At 64.3% G+C, this 3,416-nt stretch carries 2 protein-coding genes; both read right to left on the bottom strand.

What is annotated here, in order from left to right:
* Positions 1-1,067 precede the first annotated feature (1,067 nt).
* Entirely contained in the window at positions 1,068-2,432 is a 1,365-nt protein-coding gene (gene waaA / locus L0U80_RS03385) for a lipid IV(A) 3-deoxy-D-manno-octulosonic acid transferase (RefSeq protein ID WP_233862523.1), read from the bottom strand.
* Between the two features lie 82 nt (positions 2,433-2,514).
* A complete protein-coding gene (gene kdoO / locus L0U80_RS03380; protein WP_233862522.1) occupies positions 2,515-3,399 on the bottom strand; it encodes a Kdo hydroxylase KdoO in 885 nt (294 codons plus the stop codon).
* Positions 3,400-3,416: the final 17 nt, after the last annotated feature.

Raw genomic sequence — 3,416 nt, 5'->3', positions numbered from 1 at the left:
AGTGATCCTAACTTCGTGTTTATTCGGCGTGCCAAATGGCGGAATATTGAGATATGGTCCAGGCGGAGTGCGCGAGGTATTCGGAGGGGATTATCTGGCCGCCTCACAATTCGACAACGCTAAAGATCGTCAAATTAAGACGTTTCTGACTTCGTTTTTGGGCCTCATCAATTTTCTGAACTGACTGACGGCCCGACATCGCTCTGAAAAAAATCGGGCACTGTCAGAATTCGCGAGATGACCAGCCACTGGTGGAATTGACGCCGCAATTCCGCACCTCCGAATTCGAGCCTGGAAAATCGACGGCAACAGGATGGCCGCCTGCTTCCGAACGTTTAGTGGGGACAGTAAGTTGAGGTGGCAACCATCGGGGACCCAGAAGACTCTGCGTCCCTGATCGGCGGGGGATGTAAAAACGTGCCCGATCACGTGGACCGCGCAACCTTTTGTTGCGACAGGAGAGGATGGTGGCGATTTGTCGAGGGTGCGGCCCGCAATGAGTCAACGCTTTCGCCGGAGCGAATCGACGACGTGATCGGCGAAGACAATCCGATCCGGTATCGCTACATTCGTAGCTTGACTACGTCGCGACCCGGATTAATTTGTATGTGCTGATACAACCGTGAGCGCGTCCGCATGATTCGCGGATTCTCGAAAAGGCGATGCGGGCAATGAAGCTGTCCGGTGCGTGCGGTCGCGTGCCGACGCTGTTCACCGGCATAGCCTGGTCGGATCTGGCATCCCTGTCCCGGGGCAACGCAATTGCGCCACCGCCAGCATTTTCTGCAGTTCGTGCGCAGGGATTCGGCTGCGTGGATCACGCAAATCGCCGAAGGCTGCTTCGATGCTCAGAATTAGTAGTGGCCAGGACACGAGGATGTCGCTCGCATGGCCTGCGCCCTCACGGCCGCAACGATCTAGTCGCGGCACTGCGCCACGTTGACGCACGACAGGACAGTTGTGCCGTCAAGTACCTGCCGTCCGTCGTCTGACGTGCTCAGTTCGTTACGTTTATCGAGAAAAGGGGGTTGATCGTGGCGGGCTGAAGCGCGCGCCACGTCGTGCGCTCAGGTGTCGAGCGTCGATGAAGAGGATGTGGATTCGGGCAGCAACGTCGTCAGCACATCGACAGTGCGCTCCGTCGCCCCGCGATGGCGCGCCGCGAACGCGGCCGCCGCAGCGCCCATTGCCACGCGGCGTGGCTTGTCGTTGAAGAGTTCGCGCAACGACGTCGCGAGACCAGCAGGATCGGGCACCTGCAGCGCAGCGCCAGCAGCGACGGCATCGGCAGTGGCCTGCGTGAAGTTGAACACGTGCGGGCCGATCAGCACGGGCACGCCCACGGCGCACGCCTCGATCAGGTTCTGGCCGCCGAGCGGCAACAGGCTCCCGCCGATGAACGCGAGATCCGCCGCCGCGTAATACGCACCCATCTCGCCCATCGAATCGCCGAGCAGCACATTCACATCCTGCGGCAACGCACGCGGCGCGGCGTGCGCCGATGCGGCCGCGGCGCTGGTCGCGCCCGCCGCTTCGCCCGCAGCGGCGCTCGTGGCCCATTGCGAGCGACGCACGAGCTTGAGATTCCTGCGCGCAACGAGTGCCGCCACTTCGTCGAAACGCTGCGGGTGGCGCGGCACGAGAATCAGCAGGGCGTCGTCCACGCCGAGCGCCGCGAAAGCCTGCAGCACAAGCTCCTCTTCGCCCTCGCGCGTACTCGCCGCGACCCAGACGGGCCGAGCACCGATCACGCGCCGCCATTCGTGTCCGCGCGCGATAAGCCCGGGCGGGCTCGTCATGTCGAACTTCAGATTGCCGAGCACCGCGACGTTGCGCGCGCCGAGCGCCGTGAGCCTTTCGGCATCCGATGGACTCTGCGCCAGCACGCGCGCAAAGCCGCCGAACACCTCTTTCGCAGCAGCGCCGAACTTCGCCGCACGCTTGAACGAGCGCGCGGACATGCGTGCATTGGTGAGCACGAGCGGCACGTCGGCGCGACGGCATTCGTCGATGAGCGTCGGCCATACCTCGGTCTCCATCACAAGCCCGAGCGACGGACGCCATGCGCGCAGAAAACGCCGCACGAGGTGCGGCATGTCGTAGGGCAGATAGCAGCGCAGCACACGATCGCCGAACAGTTGCTCGCCCGTCGCGCGCCCGCCCGGCGTCATGTGCGTGAGAAGGACGCGTGCGTCGGGACGCGCGGCGAGAAGCGCATCGACGAGCGGCTGAGCCGCCCGCGTCTCGCCCACCGACACGGCGTGAACCCAGATGAGCGGCGCGTCATCCTCGGGCAGCCGCCCGGCCGAATAGCCGAAGCGCTCACCGATATGCTCGCGATAGCCGCGCTCGCGACGCGAACGGATAAAGAGCCGCAGCACCGCGAGCGGCGCGACGATCCACCAGACCGCACGATAGACGGCCCTCAGCATCGCGCCTCCGCCACCGCGCGACGCGATGCGAAAACCCGCGCAGAAAGCGGCGGAAAAGGTCGCAGAGACAACACGCCCAGGCTCAAACCAGTTCCTTGCCCTTGAGGCGTTCGAGGATGCCGAGCGGCGCCCAGTCCGGATGCACCATGTCCTTGACGGGCAGGAAGAACGTCTGCTCCATCATGAACTGGCCGGACATCACGGCGTGCGACGCGTGATCGGAGAAGCACACCCACACGCTGCCCGGCGGAAAACCGATGGTCTCTTGCGGAGACGTCTTCTGATAGTCGAGATCGGCTTTCATCTCGTCATGCAGATGAAGCATCAGATGGTCGTAAGCGCTGCGCGGCGACTTCGTGATGTGCAGGAGATTCTGCAGCCACGCCGAGCCCGGCACCTGCGGCTTGATCTTCGGCAAGAAGCGTTTGGCCATGTCCTCGAACGGCTCGCCCACGCGCCACACACGCGGCACGCCGTTCGGGTTCACGTTCGTGAAGACGCGCAGGATGCGCTCGCCGTAAGTCGGACGCGACGGAAACGCGTCGACGTGCAGGCGCGCATCGTCCTTGCGCCACGACGTCTGGCGCGTCTCCACCTGACGCAGGCGCAGGCTCGTCGGCGCGACGCGCAGCTTGCCCACGTACTCGGGGAAAAGACCATCGACGAGCGTGCGCGCACAGGCCTGGTAACGCGCGACCAGCGCACGCACCGCGGACTGCGTGACCGCGTCGCCGAGCACGCCGTGCAGCGCGCCGCCGTTCGGGTCGAGGCTGATGTTCTTGCGCTTCGGATCGGCGATGGCCGGGTCGAGCAAAGCGCGCTCGCCGCCTTCTACCGCGAACGCCAGGTTCGGAAAATAGAGCACCTTGCCCTGCTCGACGCCGTCGAGCAGCACCTTGCGCGGCTGCGAGAGCTGCTGGCCGTGCCAGTCGGCGGAAGTGACTTCAATGATCTGGGATTCTGTCATGGTCGCCCCTGAAAGCG

Origin of the sequence: Paraburkholderia adhaesiva (assembly GCF_021390575.1) — a bacterium.
Lineage (GTDB): Bacteria > Pseudomonadota > Gammaproteobacteria > Burkholderiales > Burkholderiaceae > Paraburkholderia > Paraburkholderia adhaesiva.
Note: the sequence above shows the minus strand (reverse complement) of the source record. Positions and strands in the feature narration are given on the sequence as shown.

Bases quoted from the DNA above. Each gene is read 5' to 3' on its own strand.
- waaA (WP_233862523.1), bottom strand. From the start codon at position 2,432: ATGCTGAGGGCCGTCTATCGTGCGGTCTGGTGGATCGTCGCGCCGCTC.
- kdoO (WP_233862522.1), bottom strand. From the start codon at position 3,399: ATGACAGAATCCCAGATCATTGAAGTCACTTCCGCCGACTGGCACGGC.